Consider the following 19,840-nt stretch of genomic DNA (forward strand, 5'->3'; position numbering starts at 1 on the left):
GCCATCCTCGATCGCCTTCAGCTGCCCAGTGTCCCCCTGCTCGCGCAGGTACTGCTACAACGTCGCGCGCAACACCGCGGCCTCGCCCACCACGTTGACCAGGCTGTCCCTTGGCTGCTTCAACTTGCCAGTGGCTTGGCTCGGATCCTTGGTCGGGTCATTGATCTTCCGTTCGTTGCGCGGCAGGCTGCTTCCACGTTGTGATGGAGGAGGTGGTCGTGGGACGTCGTCCGGGGTGTTCGTCCGGCCGGTAAGCATGGAGGAAGGGCGTCGGCTGCAGCGGATCAGCAGGACCGCGAAGGATGCGGTGCGGCTGCGGCGGGCGATCGTGGTGATGATGTCCGCGCAGGGGCAGTCGGTTCCGGACATCACCTGGTTGATGCAGGTCAGCGCCGACTATCTGCGAGACGTCATCCACGCCTTCAACGAGCAGGGGTTCGAGGCGCTGGACCCAAAATGGAGCGGGGGTCGCCCCAGGACGATCAGAAGCCAGGTGCGTGAGCACATCTGCCTGATCGCCCGAACGTCCCCGCCGGCTGGAAGATCTCCGCGTTCTCGACCTGGAGCCTGACCAAGGTCGCCGAACACCTGGTCAAGCAGAACGTGGTCCCCGCCGTCAGCCGCGAGACACTGCGGCGGATACTGGCCGAGGGCAGGGTCTCCTGGCAGACCAGCACGACCTGGAAGTCCTCGAACGACCCAGACTTCATCGCCAAGATGCACCGGTTCCTGGCGCTCTACGGCTCCCCGCCGACCGACGGCCGGGTGGTCTGTGTGGACGAGTTCGGGCCGCTCAACCTCATGCCCCGCAAAGGCAGGGCATGGCGCCCGCACCGCTCACCACGTCGTCTGCGGGCCACCTGCAACCGCTGCGACGGCGCGATGCACATGCTTGCCGTCCTCGACCTGGCCACCGGCAAGATGTACTACCGCATCCGGCCCCGCAAACGGTGGTGCGAGTTCCTGTCCCTGCTCAAGTCCCTGCGCATCCGCTGGCCCGGCGAGAAGCTCTACGTCGTCCTGGACAACTTCTCCCCTCACAAGCACCCGAACGTCCGCGCGTGGGCCGCGGCGAACGACATCGAGCTGGTCTTCCTGCCGACCTACGGATCGTGACTGAACTGGATCGAGTCCGAGTTCGCCGCCCTGCGCTACTTCGCCCTCAACGGCACCGACCACCGCAGCCACGGCGAACAGAACGCCGCCATCGGCGCCTACGTGCGCCGGCGAAATGCCCGCGCCGAACCGAAGACCGGCTTTGCCCCCGACTCACCCATCCGCACCTGGACCGAGTACCCGGTCAAGGCTGCCTGACGGTCCGCTACCCTTCCGTCGGCTGTTGCCGGGGCGGTCCGGCGGGTAACCCGGGCGCTGCGGCCCGTCGGGCGCCGGCGCGATCTCCGGCTCGCCCATCCCGTACGGGCTGACCCCCACCACCCCGTCCCTCGGTTCCCTGACAGGCAGCTCACCAGGGGACCGGGCCGTGCTCGTCGAAGAAGCCGCCGGTCGGCCCGTCATCGGGCAGCGTGGCGAGCCGGACGACCACGGCCGCGCCGTCGGCCGCGGTGCGGGTGAGGCCGGGGAATGCGGTGGTGAGGTCGGTCGCACACGGCCCCGGATCGGCGGCGTTGACCAGGATGTTGCGGCTGCGTAGTTCCTTGGCGTACTGCACGGTCAGCGAGTTGAGTGCGGTCTTGGACGGGACGTACGCGGCCAACGGGGGCCGGGTGGTGAAGTAGTCGTCGGGATCGGTCATCCGGGCGATGGAGCCCAGTCCACTGCTGACATTGACGATCCGGGCGGCGGGGGAGCGGGCGAGCAGCGGCAGCATCGTGGTGGTCACGCTGATCACGCCGAACACGTTGGTCTCGAACACCTCGCGTACAGTGGCCAGTTCGACACTGGCAGGGCTCTGGGCGGCGAGGTCGCCGGAGATGCCGGCGTTGTTGACCAGGATGTCCAGCCGGCCAAAGCGCTCCTCGATCCAGCGGGCGGCGGATAGGACGCTGGCGCGGTCGGTGACGTCCAGGGTGACCGGGTACACCCGCGAGCCCAGGTCGGCTGCGGCTGCCGCACTGCGGTGCGGGTCGCGCGAGGCCAGCAGGACGTTCGTGCCGAGCGAGGCGAGCCGGGCTGCGACCTCGCGCCCGATGCCCTTGTTGGCGCCGGTGACCAGGGCAGTCGTGGTTTCTGTCATGCGTTCAGCCCACCACGGGGCCGGCCGGGAGTTCCAACACCGATCAGGTACGCAGCGATACCGTGCGGGTATGGAAAGACTGGAGGTCCGCGAGCTCGTCTACTTCACCGCTGTCGCCGAGGAACTGCACTTCGGTCGGGCGGCCGCCCGGCTAGGGATGGCCCAACCGCCGCTCTCCCGCGCTATTCAGCAGCTCGAACGACGGCTGGGCGTAGCCCTGTTGGAACGTGGCAGTCGCCGGGTCGCACTGACCGAGGCGGGGGCCGTCCTGCTCCGCGAGAGCCGTAGGGTGCTCGACGCCGCGTCGGCCGCGGCGCGCCGCACCCGGCGGGCCGGCCGCGCCGACCCGCGTCTGGTCTTGGTCATCAAGCCGGGCGGCGACGGTGGCCTGCTGCCCGCGATCCTCGACGCCTATCAGGCTGAGCCGGGTGCGCTGCCGGTCGAGCTGGTGTGCAGCTTCGGCGAGCGTGAGATCCTCCTGCGGGAGGGCCGTGCCGACGCCGCCCTGCTTCACCGCCCCCACCACGACCTCACCGGCCTGGACACCCAGGACCTCCTGACCGAGACTCAACTTCTCGTGATGCCGAGTTCGGATCGCCTCGCGGGCCGTACCCGGGTCTGCCTGAACGACCTCGCCGGGGAGCCCCTGCCGCGCTGGCCGGGCGCATCTGAGGGTGGCTCACACGGACCCGAGGTCCGTGACCTTGGGCAGCTTCTCCACCTCATCGCCTTGCGCCGCATGGTCGCCGTCCTCCCCTCCTCCATCCGCGGCCAGCTCCGCGACGACCTGGTCGCTGTCCCAGTCGATGATGCCGAGCCCACCACGCTCGTCCTCGCCTGGCCCGAGCACGCCACCTCCCCAGCCCTGGCCGCCTTCGTCCGCGCGGCCGCCGCCGTGGCGGGCAAGGCGACGGGCCACGGCGGGTAGAGCAGGGAGACACGCGGGGTGGGAGGCGCCCTCGCCCATGCGCGCAGGCGTGCGAACACTCCAGGACGCCCTCACGGCCACCGCCGAGATCACACCTGGAGGCAGAATGACGGGCACCGGACGGCGAACCAATTACGCGGTCGACAAACCGAGCCAAGCCACGAGCCCACGTTTCCGCGTGCTCCAGCACGCGGAACAGCTCTTCCGAGGCCGGGAACCGCTCGTACCCCGGATCCCCGCCCAACTCGTGCAGCTCCCGAAGCCGCTTCACGATCGGACCGGTCTTGATCTCCCCCAGACGGATCGGCAGTCGCTTCGGACAGGGCTTCGAGGCCACCTTCGAGCTCTTCCTCACCACGCTCGAGGTCTTCGCCACCAGCCGGTTCCCAATCTGGGAACCGGCCAGAGCCGTCCATACCGACGACACCTGTGACTGAATGCTTCAGTTGGCCACTACGCGCTGCACTTGGCCACTCCGGTACTCGGCGTCAACGCAATGGGGCACAGACTCCCAGGGCCGGCGGGTTGAGCCGAGCGCCGGGTGACCAGGGGCGGCGACGATGGCCGTGGGTATTGAGCGGAGCCCGGCGGCCCAAATACTGGACCTAGAGTCGGGGACGCGCTTGCTGGCTTCGGGGCGGGACCTGGTTGCGCGGAAGATCCTCAACTATGTTCTCCAGGCGCTCTTCGATGAGTTCACTCATCATGCCCCGCTCCTGGTTGGCTCGGGCCTTTAGCTGGTCGAGCTCTGCCTTCTCTTCATCCGATGCGGGGCGGCCGACCAGCGCGAGCGCTCTGATGCGCGCCCCGTAGTCCTTCAGCGCCTCGACCACCAGCCCGTTCGGTGAGGAGGATCTGTCTATCCGGCGAGTAGGAGGGTCTTCAGGGGCGAGTTCGTAGAGCGACACCGGCACGAACCACTGATCGTGCATGACCTCGTCCAGGGCCCGCACGCCCTTCGTCATGAGTTCCCGCTCATCCTCCCGGAACCGATCCAGGTCGAGGGGACCCGCCCACCTCAGTTCATCATGGGCCCGGTCCAGTTCGAACTGCCACACACGCAGTGCTGAACGGACGTCAACAAGCCTCCCGATCTCTGCTTGAATCGCTTCGCCTCTCCGCGCCTCCTCCGCTTGGGCGCGGACAGCCTCGATCTCCATCTCCGCGCGTCTCATATCCGCGCTTCGCTGCAGCTCCGCCTGCTTTGCGACTTCACGTTGCTGATGAAGCGGGCCCCAGTATGCAACCGCAGCCGTTAACAGCGAGCCGCCCAGAGCCCCGATCAATCCGTACACGGCATCTGACATGTGCACCAATGTGGCATAGCCCGACGTGAGTCCTGCACCTGCGCCGGTGGCCAACCGACATGCTCAGAGCGACCAACTGAAGGGTTCTGGCCTCCGTACCGTGAAAACTCAGCTCAATGCAGGAGGCCAGAGAATTCCGTGCCAGCCGTCGAAAGGCTGCGAGAGCAAGCCGGAGCGGTGCCTATGTCCGGCGCAGCACCCTGCTTGCTCCTGCCGCGACGGTCGTGGCAAGGAGCCAGCCCATGCCGATCAGTGCGACGGCGGCCCACTGCGTGAGGCCGGTCGGAGCGTAGGAGCGTTCCTGTCCCAGATCGACGAGGCGTAGCAGCAGGTCGAGCGTGTAGATCGCGGGCTGGAAGGGCGGTGCCTTCCCGTCGCCCACGGCAGCGGGTGGCCAAGCGGTGATAGAGAGCTGATCCGGTGGCCAGGAGACACAGCAGCAGCCACACGGCACGCAGAGGGCGGTAGCCGTAGCCCACCGTCGCGTCCTGGAGCAGGCTCCACAACCCGGCTGGGGGCGGCAATGTACGCCGCATGCTGCGATGCTTGGCGACCAGGACGGTGCGGGCATCGGCGTCGTGGCCTTGGCGCTGGTAGGTGGCGGCGAGCTGCTCGTACGGCTGGGGTACGAATCCGGCGGGACCACGGGACAGCCAGGGCAAGCGTGCCCTGGCTGGGAGCGCGGGGTGCAGGTTGTCGCGGTCAGCACGCCCAGTGGGTCGCCCCGGCGCTGTCCGGCCAGCAACTGAGCGACGACCTGAGGGTCGAGCACCGTCGCACCACGGGCGACGCGATCCAGGGCCTTGTCGGTCCGCCACCACTCCAGATCGCCGGGCCACCGCACCAGTGCCTGTGCCCGGGCCGTGACGGGCGACCCACTCGGCAAAAGGCACCGACCGCTCCGACGCACAGGCCGCCGACCACCAGCAGCAGACCGACAACGGCACTCAACGGCGCCGTCAGGAGATACATCGACTCCACGAACGTACGACGCCCGACGCGAACGACGAACCCAGCGCTTGGCCGCCACCGACCCGCCACCGCGGCAGGCGACGACTCAACCATTCCCTCAGCATAAGGTCGCCGGGACCCGAGCCTTCCTGACGGCCGCCGGCACCGACCGCAAGGGTCAGCAGACCGTGCCGGGCCGACATCAGGCCTGGGCGCTGCCAACTTTGGCCCGGTTACTGCGCTTCCTCAGATTGAGCCTCTTCTTGCTGCTGTGTCGCGGTCGGGGCGGACGACGTGGGCCGGCCGGTGTCGGGGGCGATGTAGTAGACGGAGCTGCCCTGCTTGGTGCGCTGGGCCTGGCCCTTGGCGACGAGGTTTTCGAGGGTGGTGCGCACCACGGTGTTCTTGATGCCGCGGTCGGGGTGGGCCTGGTCGAGGGCAGCGGCGACCTCGGCGGTGGAGCGTGGTTCGCTCTGGCCGGCGAGGTGCTGGCGGATCAGTTCGACCAGCGAGGGCGGTGTCGTGGTCGTTGCGGCGACCGGGGGCTTACTGGCCGACTTTCGAGATCGTGGGCGGCTGAGTGCAGCGCTGGATTTCTTGGCGCGGGCGGTGCCACTCGATCGCGTGGCGGCTTTCTTGCGGGGAGCGGGCACGGCGGCTTGTTCGGGCGCTGTGGCAGGCTTTTCGGGGCGGAGAGTGATGCCGAGTGCCTGCTGCATGTTCACCAGCACGGTGTGGTCCTGTTGCAAGGTGTCCAACTGCTCCTGCAGCGCGGCGATTTCTCCGCTGACGCGTTCCTGCTCTTTGAGGTTGCGCTCGAGGTCGCTGGTGACCTGGGCGGCGTATTGCGAGGTCAGTTCCGTGGAAGTGGTTGTGTTCTCGGACATGGTGCCGACCTTTCCTTGAGGTCGCGGCCCAAACGGGCTTGCGGCGACCGCATCGAGCCCAGGGGGAATGATCCCCGCGTACTGCACGACGACGTGGTTTGCGCCGCAGCGCAGGACTTGGCGTGTAGAGATAGTACGGACAGGGGGAGCAGATTGTTCCGCACAGCAGCCGCTTATCTGGCCCAACTGATCGTCAGAGAAGGCGGCTGCCTCGGCCGAGGCAACCGCCTTCTGTCATCCGAGTGGTGTACCAGGGACACCGGATTCTGACCGCGGGACTGCCCTACAGCCCACTTCCGGCTACGTCCGGACCGCAACTTCAACGGCGCCGGTGACGGGCGTCCTGCCCCATGCGGTGCGCTGGGAGAGGGGGAATTTCGTCCCTCACCCGATGCGTCTTCGCCGGGCTCGTCACCGTGTCTGTTCAGCCGGGTCCCGGCAACGGCACAACGCCACAGCAGCGCGCCGCAGATTGCCGTCAGAGCATCCAGTGCGAGAGCAGGACCGCCAATGGTCAGGACACGCTGCAGTGAGGTCGCGGCCGCGTATCCCGCAGCCGCTTCGGCCGTCGCCCACAGGCAGGCCGCGGCGACACTGCAGGGAGCGATGCGCCGATACGGCGGGCGAGTGGCGCCCGCGAAGCGCGGGGCGAGGGTGCGTACGACAGGCAGGAGGCGGGCCAGGAGAACTGCCCGGCCCCCATGACGTGCCCATGAGCGTCTCGGCCCGTTTTCAGGCGGCATTCGGGATGCGACGCCCTGCACTTCCTGCGAACAGCCGATCGCCAAGAAGCCTGCCGGTGTGATGGGCCAGGAAGTCCCCCCACCACCGCGGCCGTGGCCGCGATGGCGATGACGAGAGGAAGGCTGATGTGGCCGGTACGGGTCAGGGCGCCGGCGGTCAGGAGCAGGGTGAGGGTGGGGATGAAGGCTCCGAGCAGAAGGACCGACTCGGCCAGGAGGCCGCAGCCACCACCATGCGGGTGCCTATGTACGCGAAGTAGGTCAGGCTGCCCCGAGGGGGCAGCAGTTCCCGATACCGGGCCATGATGCGCTCGACCTGCACATGGCTGAAGTTGGTCAGCGGCAGTCCGGAGACGATCACGTCGTAGCGCTCGTCGGTGTCGAGTTCCTCGAGGAGGACCTGATGCACTGTCACCTGAGCGAGCCGGTCAGCCAGGTCCCGGTGGGCGTCGACTGCAGGACCCGAGTGGTTCATGGCTTGGGCAGCGCGGGCCTCTGCCAGGTCGGCAGGGGCCCGCGGCATGAACAGCAGAGGAGGGCCAGGAGCTGCCAGCGACGAGCAGAATCCTGGCCCACATGGCTCACCGTCTGATGACGGCCTGGCGGCCCGGCCTCACTTCAGGTGCCGGGTGAAGAACTGGGCCGCGGCTTCGCCCGCGAATTGTGGGACGCCGGTGTGGCCGCCCATATTGGCGTGCAGGGACTTTTCTTTGGAGCCAAAGACGTCGAACAGGTGCAGGGCGGCCTGCCGGTCGTTCCCTTCGTCGTCCCACTGCAGCAGGACGTGCAGCGGAATGGTGACCTGACGGGCCTCCTCGAACGTGGCGCGAGGCACGAAACTCCCGGCGAAGAAGCCGGCGGCCACGATACGGGGCTCGACCACCGCAAGGCGCACCCCGATGGAGATCACTCCGCCCGAGTATCCGACCGGACCGCCGATCTCGGGCAGCGACAGAAGGGCGTCCAGGGTGGCCTGCCATTCCGGGACCGCCCTGTCGACGAGCGGAAGGATGAGGGCGTCGATGATCTCGTCGCTGACCGGCTCGCCGGCTTCCATGGTCCGGCGCAGGTCGGCGCGGGCCTGCTCGGCGGCGGCCCAACGGGGCCGTTCACCGCCGCCGGGGAGCTCGATGGTGGCCGCGGCGAAGCCATCCGCTACGGAGCGCCGTGCCCGCGCCACCAGTCGGGGGTACATCCTGTGCTGCCCGCCGGGGTGGCCGAGCAGAATCAGCGGCGTAGGTGTGGAGGCGGAGGTGGGCGTCCACAGGATGCCGGGGATCTCTCCGAGGGTGAATCGGCGTTCCAGGACACCGTCGTCGAGGTGCTGTTCGGAAGTGAAGTGAAGGGCCATGGTCGTGCCTTTCGGGGGCGCTGGTGAATGGCGCTCCCGGACGACCTATCGCCTGACCGTGACCCTGGAGGAGAGCACCCATGTCGATACGTTCACGGGTACCACCTCCTCGTTCTCTCGCACGGCCTCCGCGAAAATAGCAGGGGCCGCGGTGGTCCGCCAAACGGTTTGTGCTGTCGGTTCTCGGCTCTGGCACGGATCTGGGGGACCGGTCATGGAGTGTCACCACGGCGTTCGGAAGCGGGGCAGGTCTATGCGAGACCGCGTACGCGTGCCCATTGACGGCCAGAAATGACGCCCCCTCAGTACTGCCTGGTCCGCTCGCGGCCACTGGTAGGGGCGGATGTCAGATGGCGCGAGCTCCATAGCGGAGGCCGTCGAGGAGCAGGTCGAGGAGGCGGCCGGCCCGTTCGCGTTGGTCGGGAGCGCTGGTGATCAGCGCGACGCCGGCCAGGCTGAAGCCGACATCGAAGGGGTCGATGTCCGGACGCAGGAGACCGGCGTCGGCGCCGGCGCGCACCAGGGTGCCGAGCGCGGTGCCGAGCTTGTCGAGTGTCTCGGCGAAGGGGTCCGCACCTGATGCGACCGCGGCCCGCAGGGCGTCCGCCATGCCCTGCTTGGCAGCCAGGTAGTCGATGAAGTCGTTCATCCACAGGCGCATCGCCCGGTCGGGCGGGTTGTCGGCGAGCAGCTTCGCGGCGCTGTCGCAGACACGGGCCAGCTCGTTGCGGTAGATCGCCTCGATGAGCGACTCGCGCGTGGGGAAGTGGCGGTAGAGCGTGGCCGAGCCGACGCCCGCGGCCTTGGCGATGGTGTCGATCGCGACGTCCGGGCCCTTCTCGGAGAAGGCGTGCAGGGCCGCTTCGAGGATGCGCTCCCGGTTGCGTCGGGCGTCGGCGCGCAACACGCTCGGCTTGGTGGTCAAGGCTGCTCCCTTCCTCGGGACCAGTCTAGCTGGACAACCGGGGAGTTCCCCGCTTAGCTTGGCAGATAACTGGGGAACTCCCCGGTTACGGGTTTCGTCCCGTTGTGCTCCCAGGCAAGGAAGAGCTTCATGACCTCCCCGAAGACAGTTCTGATCACCGGTACGTCCTCCGGCATCGGCATGGCCGCCGCCCTCGGCACCGCGCGGGCGGGCTGGACGACCATCGCCACCATGCGCGACACCGGCAAGGCCGAGGCCCTGGTCAAGGCCGCCGCTGAGGCGGGTGTCGCGGACCGGATCCACATCAAGCGCCTGGATGTGACCGACTCCGCCGGCATCGCCACCTGCCTGGACGAGGTCGTCGCCGAGCACGGCCGCCTGGACGCGCTGGTCAACAACGCCGGCGCCGCCCAGGTCGGCACCATCGAGCAGAGCAGCGTCGAGGACGTCCGCGCGGCCATGGAGGTCAACTTCTTCGGCGTGGTGGCGGTGACCCGCGCCGCCCTGCCGCACCTGCGTGCGTCGAAGGGCCGGCTGATCACCGTCACCAGCGTGGGCGGCGTCGTCGGCCAGCCCTTCAACGAGGCGTACTGCGCGGCCAAGTTCGCCGTCGAGGGCTTCATGCAGTCCCTCGCGCCGGTCGCCGCCACCGTCGGCGTCGATGTCACCGTGGTCGAGCCGGGCGCGGTGGCGAGCGAGTTCGTCACCAATCTCGGCCTGGACGTCCCGACGCTGCTCGCCGCCGCCGGTCCCTACGGCCCGGCGCTTGAGGCCTACCTCACCCGCACCCGGCAGTCGTTCGGCAACGCCCAGACTCCGGCCGAGGCAGCCGCCCCGATCGTCGACGCCCTGACCGCCGCCCGCCCGCCCTTCCGCATCCAGACCTCGCAGTGGGCCCGCGACTTCGTCGCCACCACCCTTGCCGACCTCGACGGCTCCGCAGTCCAGACCCTCACGGGTACCTGGGTGCGCTGAGCGCCGCTGCCCGCGTCCGGGTGGCGGTGCCCGGCCCGACCGGCGCGGGGGAAGACCGGAACACACCGGGACGCACCACCAACCAGCCACACACCGCGGGACGACCCGCAACAGCAAGGAAGACCACCATGGAACTCCGCACCCTAGGCAGCCAGGCCTGAACGTTTCCACCGAGGACTCGGCTGCATGGGCATGAGCGCCTTCTGCGGCAGCACCGACGAGGCCGAGTCCCTCGCCATCATCGACCGCGCCCTGGAACTGGGAGTGACCCTGCTGGACATCGCCGAGAGCTACGGCCCTTCATCAACGAACAGCTCCTCGGCAAGGCTCTCGCCGGCCGTCGTCGCCACCAAGGCCGGCGTCGAGTTCACCGACCATGGCATGCTCGTCGGCCACAACGGGCGCCCTGAGTACATCCGGCGTTCCCCGGACCGCTCCCTGCGCCACCTGGACACCGACCGTGCCGATCGAGGAGACCGTCGGCGCCATGGGCGACACGGTGGCCGCCGGCAAGGACCGCTACCTCGGCCTGAGCGAGGTCGTACCGCAGACCATCCGCCACGCGCGCACCGTCCACCCGACCACAGCGGTCCAGACCGAGTACTCGCTCTTCGAACGCGGCATCGAGGACGACGGCGTCATGGCCACCCTGAACGAGTTCGGGATCGGCCTGGTCGCCCACTCGCCGCTCGGGCGCGGGTTCCTCTCCGGTGCGATCACCAGCCCAGACGACTTCGCCGCCGACGACTTCCGCAGTACCGATCCGTGCTTCCAGGGCCAGAACTTCGCCTCAAGGTTTATCGTCCCAGGTCAGGAAGGCACTCTTCGCGTTTACGCCTCAACAGTCGCCGTACCCAACCGAAACGGCGAGGTTGGCAGGTCGACTGGACCTGGTCGATGGTCCGCGACGAACTCCTGGGCCGCCTGCACGCGAACACCGCGGTACGCGAAGCCGCCCCCGACCTCGAACAGCAGGTCAGGGACGGCACGTTGGCGGCGACACCGGCGGCGGAACAGATCCTGCGAGCGTCCGAAGGCCCGGCTGGCGGCGCCTTCGGGATCAGCCCGGTCAGGGGCGTCGGGGCCGGTTCAGCCCACGCTGAGGGGGCCGGCCGTGTACAGGGCCTCGTCGAAGGCCTGGCCGGTGGTGGGGGCCCTGCCGACCGGGAACGCGGAGACGGCCCGGCCACCGACGATCGAGGTGGAGATGTAGTCGCCGACCATGCGGCCCTGGTTGGTGTTCGCGATCTGTGAGAGCGGGAACGGCCCGGTCAGTGCGGTGGCGGTGGTCCAGGTGGCGCCTCGGTTGGCGGAGGAGATGTAGCCGACCTGGAGGCGGCAGGTGGTCGAGGTGCAGTTGGCGGACGGGTAGAAGTAGTAGTGCAGGCCGATCCGGGTGGTTGTTCCGGATGTGGTGCGGTCGACGCCGAGGCCGGGGAGGAAGTGGTCGACGCCGCTGGTGGTGGAGTCGATCGGGACCCGGGTCACTCCGGACCAGGTGACGCCGTCGGTCGAGGTGGAGTAGACGATGTCGTTGGCCGTGCAGTTCGCGCGGAAGCGGCAGTCGTGCCACGCGACGAAGATCTGGTTACCGCCGTTGACCTCCGCTGAGGCGATTCCCCTGGGTGCCCGCAGGCCGCCGGCGACGGTGTGGGCCTGGACGGAGTGGACGAATGAGGTGCTGCTCCAGGAGGCCCCTCCGTTGGTGGAGTTGAAGGCGCGGATGGCGCTTCCGTTGGCCGAGTAGGGAACGACGACCTTGCCGTTGGACTGGACGAGCGGCTGTCCGGCGAGGCCGCTGGGTGAGCCGGACGGAGCCACCGGTGCCGACCAGGTCAGTCCGCCGTCGCTGGAGGTGCTCATCAGGATGCGGTTGCCGGAGGAGGCGTTGTCGACCTCGATGTAGCAGCGCCCGTAGAACGGACTGGTGGGGGTGTTGTCGCAGGTGATCCACGGCTTGTCGTAGTTCGGCCCGTTGAACCCGACCGCTCTGACGGGGCTCTGCCAGCTCACGCCGCCCGTGGTGGAGCGGCTGACGGTGACTCCGGCGCCGGTGACGCCGCTGGAGGTCGAGTTGAGGGGCAGTCCGGCGACGAGCCAGGTGGCGTGCCGGGCGTCGTAGACGACCGACGGGTCGGAGACCCGGGAGAAGGCGCCGCCCTGGTAGACGGTGATGCCGGGGATGGTGCCGTGGGTCCAGGTGACTCCGCCGTCGGCTGACCTGGCCCAGCCGAGGCCGGAGGCGCCGCCGTCGAAGAAGCGGCCGTTCTGGGCGACCGCGATGACGGTGTTGCCGGAGGCGAAGGTGTCGGGCTCCACCACGGTGGCGTGCTGGCTGGTGCTGTTGGTGAAGGGGTCCGTGTCGATCTGTGTCAGGGCGGGCGCGGCGGTGAGCTGGACGTCGTCGAAGCGAGCGAATGTGGGGGTGCCCCGGTGGTCGTCGTGGCTGACCAGGTGGAGGGTGGAGTCGCCCTTGGCGTGGCTCGTTCCTCCGACGCGTGCGGCGTACGTGCTGCTGTGCGCGCCGGAGCCGACCACGGCGGTGGCGCCGACCGAGGTCCAGCCGGTCAGGGTGCCGGTCTCGAAGCCGCCGTTGGGCACGGCGGCGGAGGCCGGGGTTGCCAAGAGGACGGAGGGTACGGCGAGGGCGGCCGTGGCGGTGAGGCTGAGGAGGCCGCGGGTACGCAGGGTCTGTAGCGAGTACACAAGCGGATCATCAGGGTGGCGCGCTGCGGCACGGTGAGCGACACACGCACACGTCCCCCGTCCGGACGGGGCGTCCGGGCCCTATCAGGGGACTGTCCAGGTCGATTGGGCCGTAAGCGCGTCGGGTGTCGGTCCGTCTTCTCGGTCCGTCTTCTCGGTCCGTCTTCTCGGTCCATCTTGTCGGGCTGTGATCAGGCGCTGGTGAGGACGGTCGGCGGGGTGAGCGGCGGGCGGGTGTGGAGGCGGTGCACGTAGGTGTGGGCGCTGGGCAGGGTCTCCAGCAGGATCCGCTGCTGGCGCCGGATTCTGGTGAAGTGCGCGTCGGCGGCCCGACGGGTGGCCCTAAGGTGCCACAGGGCTGTCGGCGGCGGGCCGCCCTGCAGATCGAGGGCGGCCAGCAGGGTGCGCTGCGGCGGTTCGCCCGTTCGGGGGACAGCCCGGCGCGATGCCCTTCCAGACAGACCGACAGGGCGTCGGACGACGGCAGTTCGCGGTGCGCCTGCCAGAACGGCATGTCCGCGCGCGGAGCGGCCGGAACAGTTCCCGGTGGGGCCCACTCACCCTGCGCGTCGAACACCACCGCAACGAGCAGCGGCGCCGCCATCGGCAACTGGACAGCCCGCGACGCGAAAGTGTCCTCGAGGCCGCCACGTGATTGCGACACCGGGTCTTGGCATGCCCGCGCAGTCGCAGGGCCGGCCATGGGTACCCGACCGGAACAACCCACATGAAAGTCGCGCGGAATTAGGGGCTTTGACGGGCAACCTAACTGTTCGACCTGCTAAATCCTGTAGAATGGGACTGCGTTGGAAGGTAGGGCGTACGAGATTGATAAGTTTCGCGTGAGGAGCCGTGGGTGCCGGAGAGGAATATTGATTTCGGCAAATTCGGGGCGCGCGGCATCAAGGGGCATGAGGCCGTGGCCCGCCAGCTCGACGCTCTCGCCGGTTTCATCGCCACCCCGATCACGCAGCGGCGTGGGCTGCTGGCACGGTTGCACTACCTCACCCGCACTGACCACGCCCGCGAAGCGGCCCGCGAGGCCGGCCTCACCGTGACCGATCGCACGCTCAAGGCCTGGCTGGACGGGAAGCGGGATCCGTCGAGGAAGAACCTCCAGGCCATCGAGACGGCGTACCGCATGGTGCGGCGCCAGAATGTGGTCCGTTACCTGCTGGCCCGCCTCAACCGTGCAGGGCGCGGTACCCGCGTCGAATTCCATCCCCTCAACCAGTCCCAGGTCAGCCGCCCCCACCAGCGCGCGCTGTCGTTCCGCACGTTGAATGTGCGCCACTGGGACCGGATCGTCGAAGCATGGGCCAATGACGACGACGAGGCCCTGGACGAGGCGTGGGTCAACGACGCAGCGGTGGACCTCGGTTCTGAGTGGGGTCAGTACGAGTACGTGACCAACGTCGGGTTCGCCGCGTAGCCGCCGTTGCGGCGTCCCCATTTCCGTGTCCGGATTACACGGTGATGTCGGTTGGGGGCGGCTCCGGCCGGCGCTGTGACGTGCGGGTCGCGCCGGTGACTCGTACGCGTTGAACGCCGACGTCTGGGATGCCGAGCGGCCGCCGCGGGAACAGCTGGTTCGGCCGACATGGTTGCATCGACCGAGGAGCCGGCGCCGCAGGGCGGGGAACACGGAGGCCGCGAGGTCGTCCCCCCCACAGGATCCGGGCCTCAAGATCGCGGCGGGCCTGCCGCGGTACTTGGACCACGACGTATTTCTGCTGGAGGACCGTTTCATGACTGACCGGCGCTTGACGCTCATGGCAGTGCACGCCCACCCCGACGACGAGGCCACCGGAACCGGAGGGGTCCTCGCGCGGTATGCGGCGGAAGGCATCCGCACGGTTCTCGTGACATGTACCGACGGCGGTTGCGGTGACGGACCGGGAGGTGTGAAGCCGGGCGAGCCCGGGCACGATCCGGCGGCGGTCGCTTTGATGCGTCGTCAGGAACTTGAGGCGAGCTGTGATGTGCTGAAGGTCAGCGATCTGGAGATGCTGGGCTATGCCGACTCCGGGATGATGGGCTGGCCGAGCAACGACGCGCCCGGCTCCTTCTGGCGGACCCCCGTGCAGGAAGGCGCGGCCCGCCTTGCGGAACTCATGCGCCACTACCGGCCTGATGTGGTCGTCACCTATGACGAGAACGGCTTCTACGGCCACCCCGACCACATCCAGGCCCACCGCATCACCATGGCGGCGCTGAAGATGAGCGAGCCTGTACCGAAGGTGTACTGGACCACGGCACCCCGCTCGATGATGCAGCGGTTCGGCGAGATCATGCGCGAGTTCGGCGAGGGCATGCCGGAGCCGGATCCTGCCGAGGCCGCCGCGCTGGCCGAGATCGGCCTCCCCGACGACGAGATCACCACGTGGGTGGACACGACCGGGTTCAGCGGCCAGAAGTTCGACGCGTTGGCCGCGCACGCCAGTCAGGGCGAGAACATCTTCTTCCTCAAGATGGGCAAGGAGAGGTTCGGCGCGTTGATGGGCATGGAGACCTTCGTACGTGTCCAGGACGCCACCGGCGCGGCCGTCCCCGAGAACGATCTCTTCGCCGGACTGCGCTGATCCGTCCGTCCGACCGGCCGGGACAGCGCATCGATCGGCCTGGCGCGATCGAGCGGGTCACACACCCGGCGGCTGGTCCGGACGAGTTCCGCTCCGGCAGCCCGCCTCCAGGCCCCTCGCCGGCGTGTCGGCGCACGCCCGCACTCCCGGCCCGGCAGCGGGCGGGGTTGATGACGGCCGCCGTCGGGGCCCCGCGTCGAGGTCCCGACAGCGAGTGACGTCAGGCGGACCGGCCGATGTCGTCGAAGTCGGTGGAGGCCGACAGCTCGGCCCATGCCTGCATGTCGCGCTCGAAGGCGTCGCGTCCGGCCTTGACGAGCCGAAGTGCGTCGGTGCCGAGCAGCAGGCGCGTCGGCGGCTGGTCGGCCGCCACGATGCGCAGCACCGCGGCCGCGGCTTTGTCCGGGTCGCCCGGCTGGCGCCCGCTGCCGTGGATGCGCCGGGCGCGCAGCGGCTCGAACAGCTCGTCGTAGTCGGCGATCACACGGGGGGCGCGGAACAGCGAGCGGCCGGCCCAGTCGGTCCGGAAACTGCCCGGCTCGACGGCGGTGACATGGATGCCGAAGCCGGCGACCTCCTTGCCGAGCGCTTCGAGGATGCCCTCCACCGCGAACTTGCTGCCGTGGTAGAAGCTGAGACCCGGCATGGTGATCAGGCCGCCCATCGACGTGACGGCGATGATGTGACCCGAACGCCGCTTCCGCATGTGCGGCAGCACGGCCTTGATCACCGCCACGGTTCCGTAGACGTTCACCTCGAACTGACGGCGAAGGTCATCCATCGTCGACTCCTCGAAGAGACCGTCATGGCCGTACCCGGCGTTGGCGACGAGTACGTCGATGGGGCCCAGGTCGCGCTCGGTCTCGTCCACGACCGTGTCCACCGCGGCATGGTCGGTCACGTCCAGGAGGCGGGCGTGCGCGTCGTCGGCGAGCGCCTCAAAGGCCTGTGCGTCGGCGGGCGTGCGCACCGTGCCCACCACCCGGTGGCCCGCGGCCAACGCCGCGCATGCGAGTGCGCGGCCCAGGCCGGTGCTGACGCCGGTGATCAGGAATGTCTTGGTGTCCGACACGGGAGTTCCCTTCTTGCGATGCGAACAGAGGCCGACCGGGGCGGTTGGTCCCCCGGTGCCGGTCTCGACACGTTCCACTTCAACACCCGAATTGGCTGCTGATCGGCCTGCGGGGGGTCTGCTTCGCCCCGGGGACGGCCGGACCGGGGGACTGCCAGTCCCCCTTTCGCGGGCGGCCAGGGCGGACTTGGGCCCTATCGTGAACGGCATGGACCGCAACACAGCTCTCGGTGAGTTCCTGCGCTCTCGGCGGGCACGGATCACTCCGCGCCAGGCGGGCCTGTCCGACGACGGCGGCTCTCGGCGAGTGCCGGGACTGCGCCGCGAAGAGATCGCGCAACTGGCGGGCGTGAGCGTCGACTACTACGTACGCCTGGAACGCGGACGCCGACTGAACGTCTCCGAGACCGTGCTGGACGCCATCTCCCGCGCGCTGCGCCTCGATCCCGTCGAACGCGCCCATCTGTTCCAGCTCGCCAAGCCCTCCGCAGGCAGGCCCCGCCGCACGGCGACGCGTCCGCAGCCGGTCCGCCCGGGGCTGCGCGATCTGCTGCGGATCCTCGAGCACACCCCCGCCCTTGTGCTGGGGCGGCGACTGGACGTACTCGCGTCCAACAAGATGGCACGTGCGCTGCTCACCGACTTCGACGCGCTGCCGCACCGCGAGCGGAACCTGGTGCGGTTCATGTTCTGCGACGAGACCGCCCGCTCGCTGTACACCCACTGGGACACCCACGCCCAGGACATCGTCGCCTCGCTCCGCCGAGACGCCGGACGCCATCCCCACGATCCGCTGCTGGCCGAACTCGTCGGCGAACTCTCGATCGCGGATGAGGACTTCCGCCGCTGGTGGGCCGACCAGAACGTGTATCGGCACACGCACGGCAGCAAACACTTCCACCACCCGATCGTCGGCCCGCTCACCCTCAACTACGAGTCCCTCACCCTGCCCGCCGACCCGGACCAGCGGCTGAGCGTCTACACCGCCGAGGCAGGCTCCAGCTCCGAAGAGGCCCTTCGGCTACTGGCCGCGTGGACACGGCAGCCCGAGACCTCGCACGGGCAGCACGCAGAGCATTAGACGCTCGCCGGCCCGCGAGGAGAAGTCGGACATGTTGGCTGCTCCCATGAGCCGGGAGGGGCGTTGTGCAACACCGGCAGACCTTGCGCCTCATCGCCGGTGTCCCGAGAGCCCGGTTGATGGGGAAGCACCGCGATTGAGAGCAATGCGACGTGCCCACTCGTGCCGCGCAACAACTCTCAACACACAGTCGGAGATTGAAACGCGGGCTGAAAGGGCGTTTATATAGGGCTTGACCTGCATAAACGCCCTCTGGGGGAAGCAGGAGCGTGGGCAAGTGATGAGAATGGGTGATCCGCGCGCCGGACGCGGGCGTTAGCTCTGCGTTTGCTGCCTCTGCCCTCTCGCGTCGACTCGATCGGCTTGCGGTGGGCTACTCGTCGATGGCGTGGTGCTGGCGGCCGGGTGTGCGGGAGTTCGGGGGGGGGGCGGGGGTGGTTCGAGTTGAGGAGCGTGTGAGTGGGGGTGGGCGGACTGGGATACTCCCGTCGTGAATGGTGGTGTGTGCGGGAGCTACGGGGGTTCGGCGATGGCGGTGTCTGCGGGGGCTGCGTCGGTGGGCCACGGGGGCTGGGTGTTGCGTGGTGCGGTGGCGGCGGACATCGAGGTGATCGCGGAGTTGCGGGCCACCGTGATGCGCGCGGATTTGGAGCGCCTGGGGCGCTTTGACGAGTACCGGGTGCGGCAGCGGTTGCGGGACTCGTTTTCCCCGCAATACACGTCGGTCATCATGCTCGGCGGTGAGCTGGCGGGATGCCTCACGGTCCGGCCCGCCGAGGGCAGATTGTGGCTGGAGCACTTCTATCTTGCTCCGCATTGCCAGGGCCGGGGGCTGGGCTCGGCTGTGTTGCGTACGGTATTGCAACGGGCGGACGCGCAGGGTGTGCCGGTGGGCTTGAACGTCTTGCGGGGCAGCGCTGCCCGGCGGCTGTATGAGCGTCACGGGTTCGTCGTGGAGTCCGAGGATCCGGTTGACGTCTTCATGATGCGCCCGCCGGGGGTGAGGGCGGGCACTCCTACGAGAACCTGACGTGTGACGGCGTGAGGGGCCCCCGCGGCCGGCCAGGCTGTTTTCTGCTGGCCGTGAGGTTACAGGACCGCGCGGGTCCTACAGGTGACCAATGTCCCGCCTTCTGCGGTGTCTGCCGTACGCATGCCGGCGGTGTGGTCGGGCACAGGGGGTAAGCGGCGGGTGCTCGCAATGGTGGGCCGCCGATGCGGTCCCGCGCTACGGTGGCGCCTTCGACGGCCGGTTGCTGGGTTTTCTCGTTGCTGTGTGCGCTGCGTGCGGTGGAGACGCGGGGGTAGGGGAGTGCTGTTCTCGATCCGGGGTGCGCGGGGTCGGCCGCCATGTGATCGGCCGGGTCTCGGAGTTGTCCGGCTTGGCTCCCCGGCTGGGCCTGCGCGAGCTGGAACTGCACGCGAGGCGCCCCGCAGGAAAGGGGGCGTCCCGGGACACCCTGCTGCGGGACTCGCGACACGCTGTTCAACGAACAGGAGGTTCAAGTCGCCTGCCAGGAATTCGCTGCCCCTGATACATGGGGGTACCGGGAAGAGCAGAAGGCGGCTCTGCTCGACATTGCCGAACTGCCTGTAGCACGTGCGGGAGCGCGGGCAGCTACTTGTGGTTGATGAGTGACTAGGGCTGTCGCTCCGATCGTGCCTGGAGCCTGATGAGATGGTCGGTGTCGAGGCCGGCCGCCTCTGGACGGTGGGCGGCATTCATGATCGGCTGGGGGCATGAGTTCATTGATACGCCACGTCACCATCGATGCCGCCGACCCGTACGGTCTTGCGGGCTTTTGGGCCCGGGCGCTGGACGGCTCGCTGGCCGATGACGACTTTCCCGGGGACCCGGAAGCCGTGGTCACGACTGCTGCTGCCGCCTTACTGTTCGTCAGGGTCGATGACCGCAAGGCGGTGAAGAACCGCGTACATCTGGATCTCCAACCCCAGGACCGCACCCGGGATGAGGAGGTCGAGCGTCTGCTCTCACTCGGCGCCACGCTTCAGGGGGACCACCGAAGGCCCGACGGCACCGGGTGGGTGACCCTGTATGACCCCGAGGGAAACGAATTTTGTGTGGAACGCAGCGCGGCGGAGCGGGCGAACGGTTGATCTCCCGTTGCCTGGCG

General features: G+C 68.7%; 20 protein-coding genes and 2 pseudogenes. 12 read left to right on the top strand and 10 right to left on the bottom strand.

The window, feature by feature from the left end; all coding sequences use genetic code 11:
• Window positions 1–54: 54 nt before the first annotated feature.
• Window positions 55–369 carry a hypothetical protein gene (locus tag ACFY1U_RS33290; protein ID WP_390698076.1) on the bottom strand — a complete coding sequence of 105 codons (315 nt, stop codon included), beginning with the start codon at window positions 367–369 and terminating at the stop codon, window positions 55–57.
• Between ACFY1U_RS33290 and ACFY1U_RS33295 the strand changes: the two genes are divergently transcribed.
• Window positions 338–571, top strand: a complete 234-nt coding sequence (locus ACFY1U_RS33295) for a helix-turn-helix domain-containing protein (protein WP_390698058.1) — start codon at window positions 338–340, stop codon at window positions 569–571. The two genes, ACFY1U_RS33290 and ACFY1U_RS33295, sit on opposite strands and share 32 nt — an antisense overlap.
• Before the next feature lie 32 nt (window positions 572–603).
• Window positions 604–1,116: an IS630 family transposase gene (locus ACFY1U_RS33300; protein ID WP_390697867.1), complete on the top strand. Its 513-nt coding sequence runs from the start codon at window positions 604–606 to the stop codon at window positions 1,114–1,116.
• Between the two features lie 349 nt (window positions 1,117–1,465).
• Here ACFY1U_RS33300 and ACFY1U_RS33305 read toward each other — a convergent pair whose 3' ends face one another.
• Entirely contained in the window at window positions 1,466–2,197 is a 732-nt protein-coding gene (locus tag ACFY1U_RS33305) for an SDR family oxidoreductase (RefSeq protein ID WP_390697868.1), read from the bottom strand.
• 70 nt (window positions 2,198–2,267) lie between these two features.
• Here ACFY1U_RS33305 and ACFY1U_RS33310 point away from each other — a divergent pair, with 70 nt between their 5' ends.
• Both ACFY1U_RS33310 and ACFY1U_RS33315 read left to right on the top strand, forming a co-directional pair.
• The gene (locus ACFY1U_RS33310; RefSeq protein WP_390697869.1) at window positions 2,268–3,125 is read left to right on the top strand and encodes a LysR family transcriptional regulator; all 858 of its coding nucleotides are present in this window, start codon (window positions 2,268–2,270) and stop codon (window positions 3,123–3,125) included.
• Between the two features lie 284 nt (window positions 3,126–3,409).
• The gene (locus tag ACFY1U_RS33315; RefSeq protein ID WP_390697870.1) at window positions 3,410–3,562 is read left to right on the top strand and encodes a hypothetical protein; all 153 of its coding nucleotides are present in this window, start codon (window positions 3,410–3,412) and stop codon (window positions 3,560–3,562) included.
• Window positions 3,563–3,730: 168 nt separating this feature from the next.
• On the opposite strand, the gene ACFY1U_RS33320 is transcribed toward ACFY1U_RS33315, so the two are convergent.
• From ACFY1U_RS33320 to ACFY1U_RS33345, 6 genes are all read right to left on the bottom strand, one after another.
• Window positions 3,731–4,432, bottom strand: coding sequence for a hypothetical protein (locus ACFY1U_RS33320; RefSeq protein WP_390697871.1), 702 nt, complete (start codon window positions 4,430–4,432; stop codon window positions 3,731–3,733).
• A gap of 181 nt (window positions 4,433–4,613) precedes the next feature.
• The gene (locus tag ACFY1U_RS33325; protein WP_390697872.1) at window positions 4,614–4,814 is read right to left on the bottom strand and encodes a hypothetical protein; all 201 of its coding nucleotides are present in this window, start codon (window positions 4,812–4,814) and stop codon (window positions 4,614–4,616) included.
• An 802-nt stretch (window positions 4,815–5,616) separates the two neighbouring features.
• Entirely contained in the window at window positions 5,617–6,270 is a 654-nt protein-coding gene (locus ACFY1U_RS33330) for a hypothetical protein (RefSeq protein WP_390697873.1), read from the bottom strand.
• 900 nt (window positions 6,271–7,170) lie between these two features.
• A complete protein-coding gene (locus ACFY1U_RS33335; protein WP_390697874.1) occupies window positions 7,171–7,428 on the bottom strand; it encodes a hypothetical protein in 258 nt (85 codons plus the stop codon).
• A gap of 198 nt (window positions 7,429–7,626) precedes the next feature.
• On the bottom strand, window positions 7,627–8,364 hold the full coding sequence (locus ACFY1U_RS33340; protein WP_390697875.1) for an alpha/beta hydrolase: 738 nt from the start codon (window positions 8,362–8,364) through the stop codon (window positions 7,627–7,629).
• A 346-nt stretch (window positions 8,365–8,710) separates the two neighbouring features.
• Window positions 8,711–9,289, bottom strand: coding sequence for a TetR/AcrR family transcriptional regulator (locus tag ACFY1U_RS33345; protein ID WP_390697876.1), 579 nt, complete (start codon window positions 9,287–9,289; stop codon window positions 8,711–8,713).
• Window positions 9,290–9,418: 129 nt separating this feature from the next.
• Here ACFY1U_RS33345 and ACFY1U_RS33350 point away from each other — a divergent pair, with 129 nt between their 5' ends.
• The 3 genes and pseudogenes from ACFY1U_RS33350 to ACFY1U_RS33360 all read left to right on the top strand — a co-directional run.
• The gene (locus ACFY1U_RS33350; protein ID WP_390697877.1) at window positions 9,419–10,264 is read left to right on the top strand and encodes an SDR family oxidoreductase; all 846 of its coding nucleotides are present in this window, start codon (window positions 9,419–9,421) and stop codon (window positions 10,262–10,264) included.
• Window positions 10,265–10,456: 192 nt separating this feature from the next.
• A pseudogene (locus ACFY1U_RS33355) lies at window positions 10,457–10,949 on the top strand (aldo/keto reductase); the annotation flags it as partial.
• A 164-nt stretch (window positions 10,950–11,113) separates the two neighbouring features.
• Window positions 11,114–11,302 (top strand): annotated as a pseudogene (locus tag ACFY1U_RS33360) (methylmalonyl Co-A mutase-associated GTPase MeaB); the annotation flags it as partial.
• Between the two features lie 51 nt (window positions 11,303–11,353).
• Here the strand turns inward: ACFY1U_RS33360 and ACFY1U_RS33365 are convergent.
• Window positions 11,354–12,970 (bottom strand): exo-alpha-sialidase, encoded by a 1,617-nt coding sequence (locus tag ACFY1U_RS33365; RefSeq protein WP_390697878.1) that lies wholly within the window; start codon window positions 12,968–12,970, stop codon window positions 11,354–11,356.
• An 856-nt stretch (window positions 12,971–13,826) separates the two neighbouring features.
• Between ACFY1U_RS33365 and ACFY1U_RS33370 the strand changes: the two genes are divergently transcribed.
• The gene (locus ACFY1U_RS33370; protein ID WP_390697879.1) at window positions 13,827–14,402 is read left to right on the top strand and encodes a transcriptional regulator; all 576 of its coding nucleotides are present in this window, start codon (window positions 13,827–13,829) and stop codon (window positions 14,400–14,402) included.
• Between the two features lie 316 nt (window positions 14,403–14,718).
• Complete coding sequence (locus ACFY1U_RS33375) at window positions 14,719–15,552, top strand: PIG-L family deacetylase (protein ID WP_390697880.1); 834 nt, start codon at window positions 14,719–14,721, stop codon at window positions 15,550–15,552.
• 220 nt (window positions 15,553–15,772) lie between these two features.
• Here the strand turns inward: ACFY1U_RS33375 and ACFY1U_RS33380 are convergent, their stop codons facing one another.
• Window positions 15,773–16,624, bottom strand: coding sequence for an oxidoreductase (locus ACFY1U_RS33380; RefSeq protein ID WP_390697881.1), 852 nt, complete (start codon window positions 16,622–16,624; stop codon window positions 15,773–15,775).
• Window positions 16,625–16,832: 208 nt separating this feature from the next.
• Between ACFY1U_RS33380 and ACFY1U_RS33385 the strand changes: the two genes are divergently transcribed.
• The 3 genes from ACFY1U_RS33385 to ACFY1U_RS33395 all read left to right on the top strand — a co-directional run bounded on the left by ACFY1U_RS33385 (window position 16,833) and on the right by ACFY1U_RS33395 (window position 19,823).
• Window positions 16,833–17,705, top strand: a complete 873-nt coding sequence (locus tag ACFY1U_RS33385) for a helix-turn-helix transcriptional regulator (protein WP_390697882.1) — start codon at window positions 16,833–16,835, stop codon at window positions 17,703–17,705.
• 529 nt (window positions 17,706–18,234) lie between these two features.
• Complete coding sequence (locus ACFY1U_RS33390) at window positions 18,235–18,735, top strand: GNAT family N-acetyltransferase (RefSeq protein ID WP_390697883.1); 501 nt, start codon at window positions 18,235–18,237, stop codon at window positions 18,733–18,735.
• A gap of 710 nt (window positions 18,736–19,445) precedes the next feature.
• Window positions 19,446–19,823, top strand: a complete 378-nt coding sequence (locus tag ACFY1U_RS33395) for a VOC family protein (RefSeq protein WP_390697884.1) — start codon at window positions 19,446–19,448, stop codon at window positions 19,821–19,823.
• Window positions 19,824–19,840: the final 17 nt, after the last annotated feature.

This window comes from Streptomyces sp. NPDC001351, assembly GCF_042896045.1.
GTDB lineage: Bacteria > Actinomycetota > Actinomycetes > Streptomycetales > Streptomycetaceae > Streptomyces.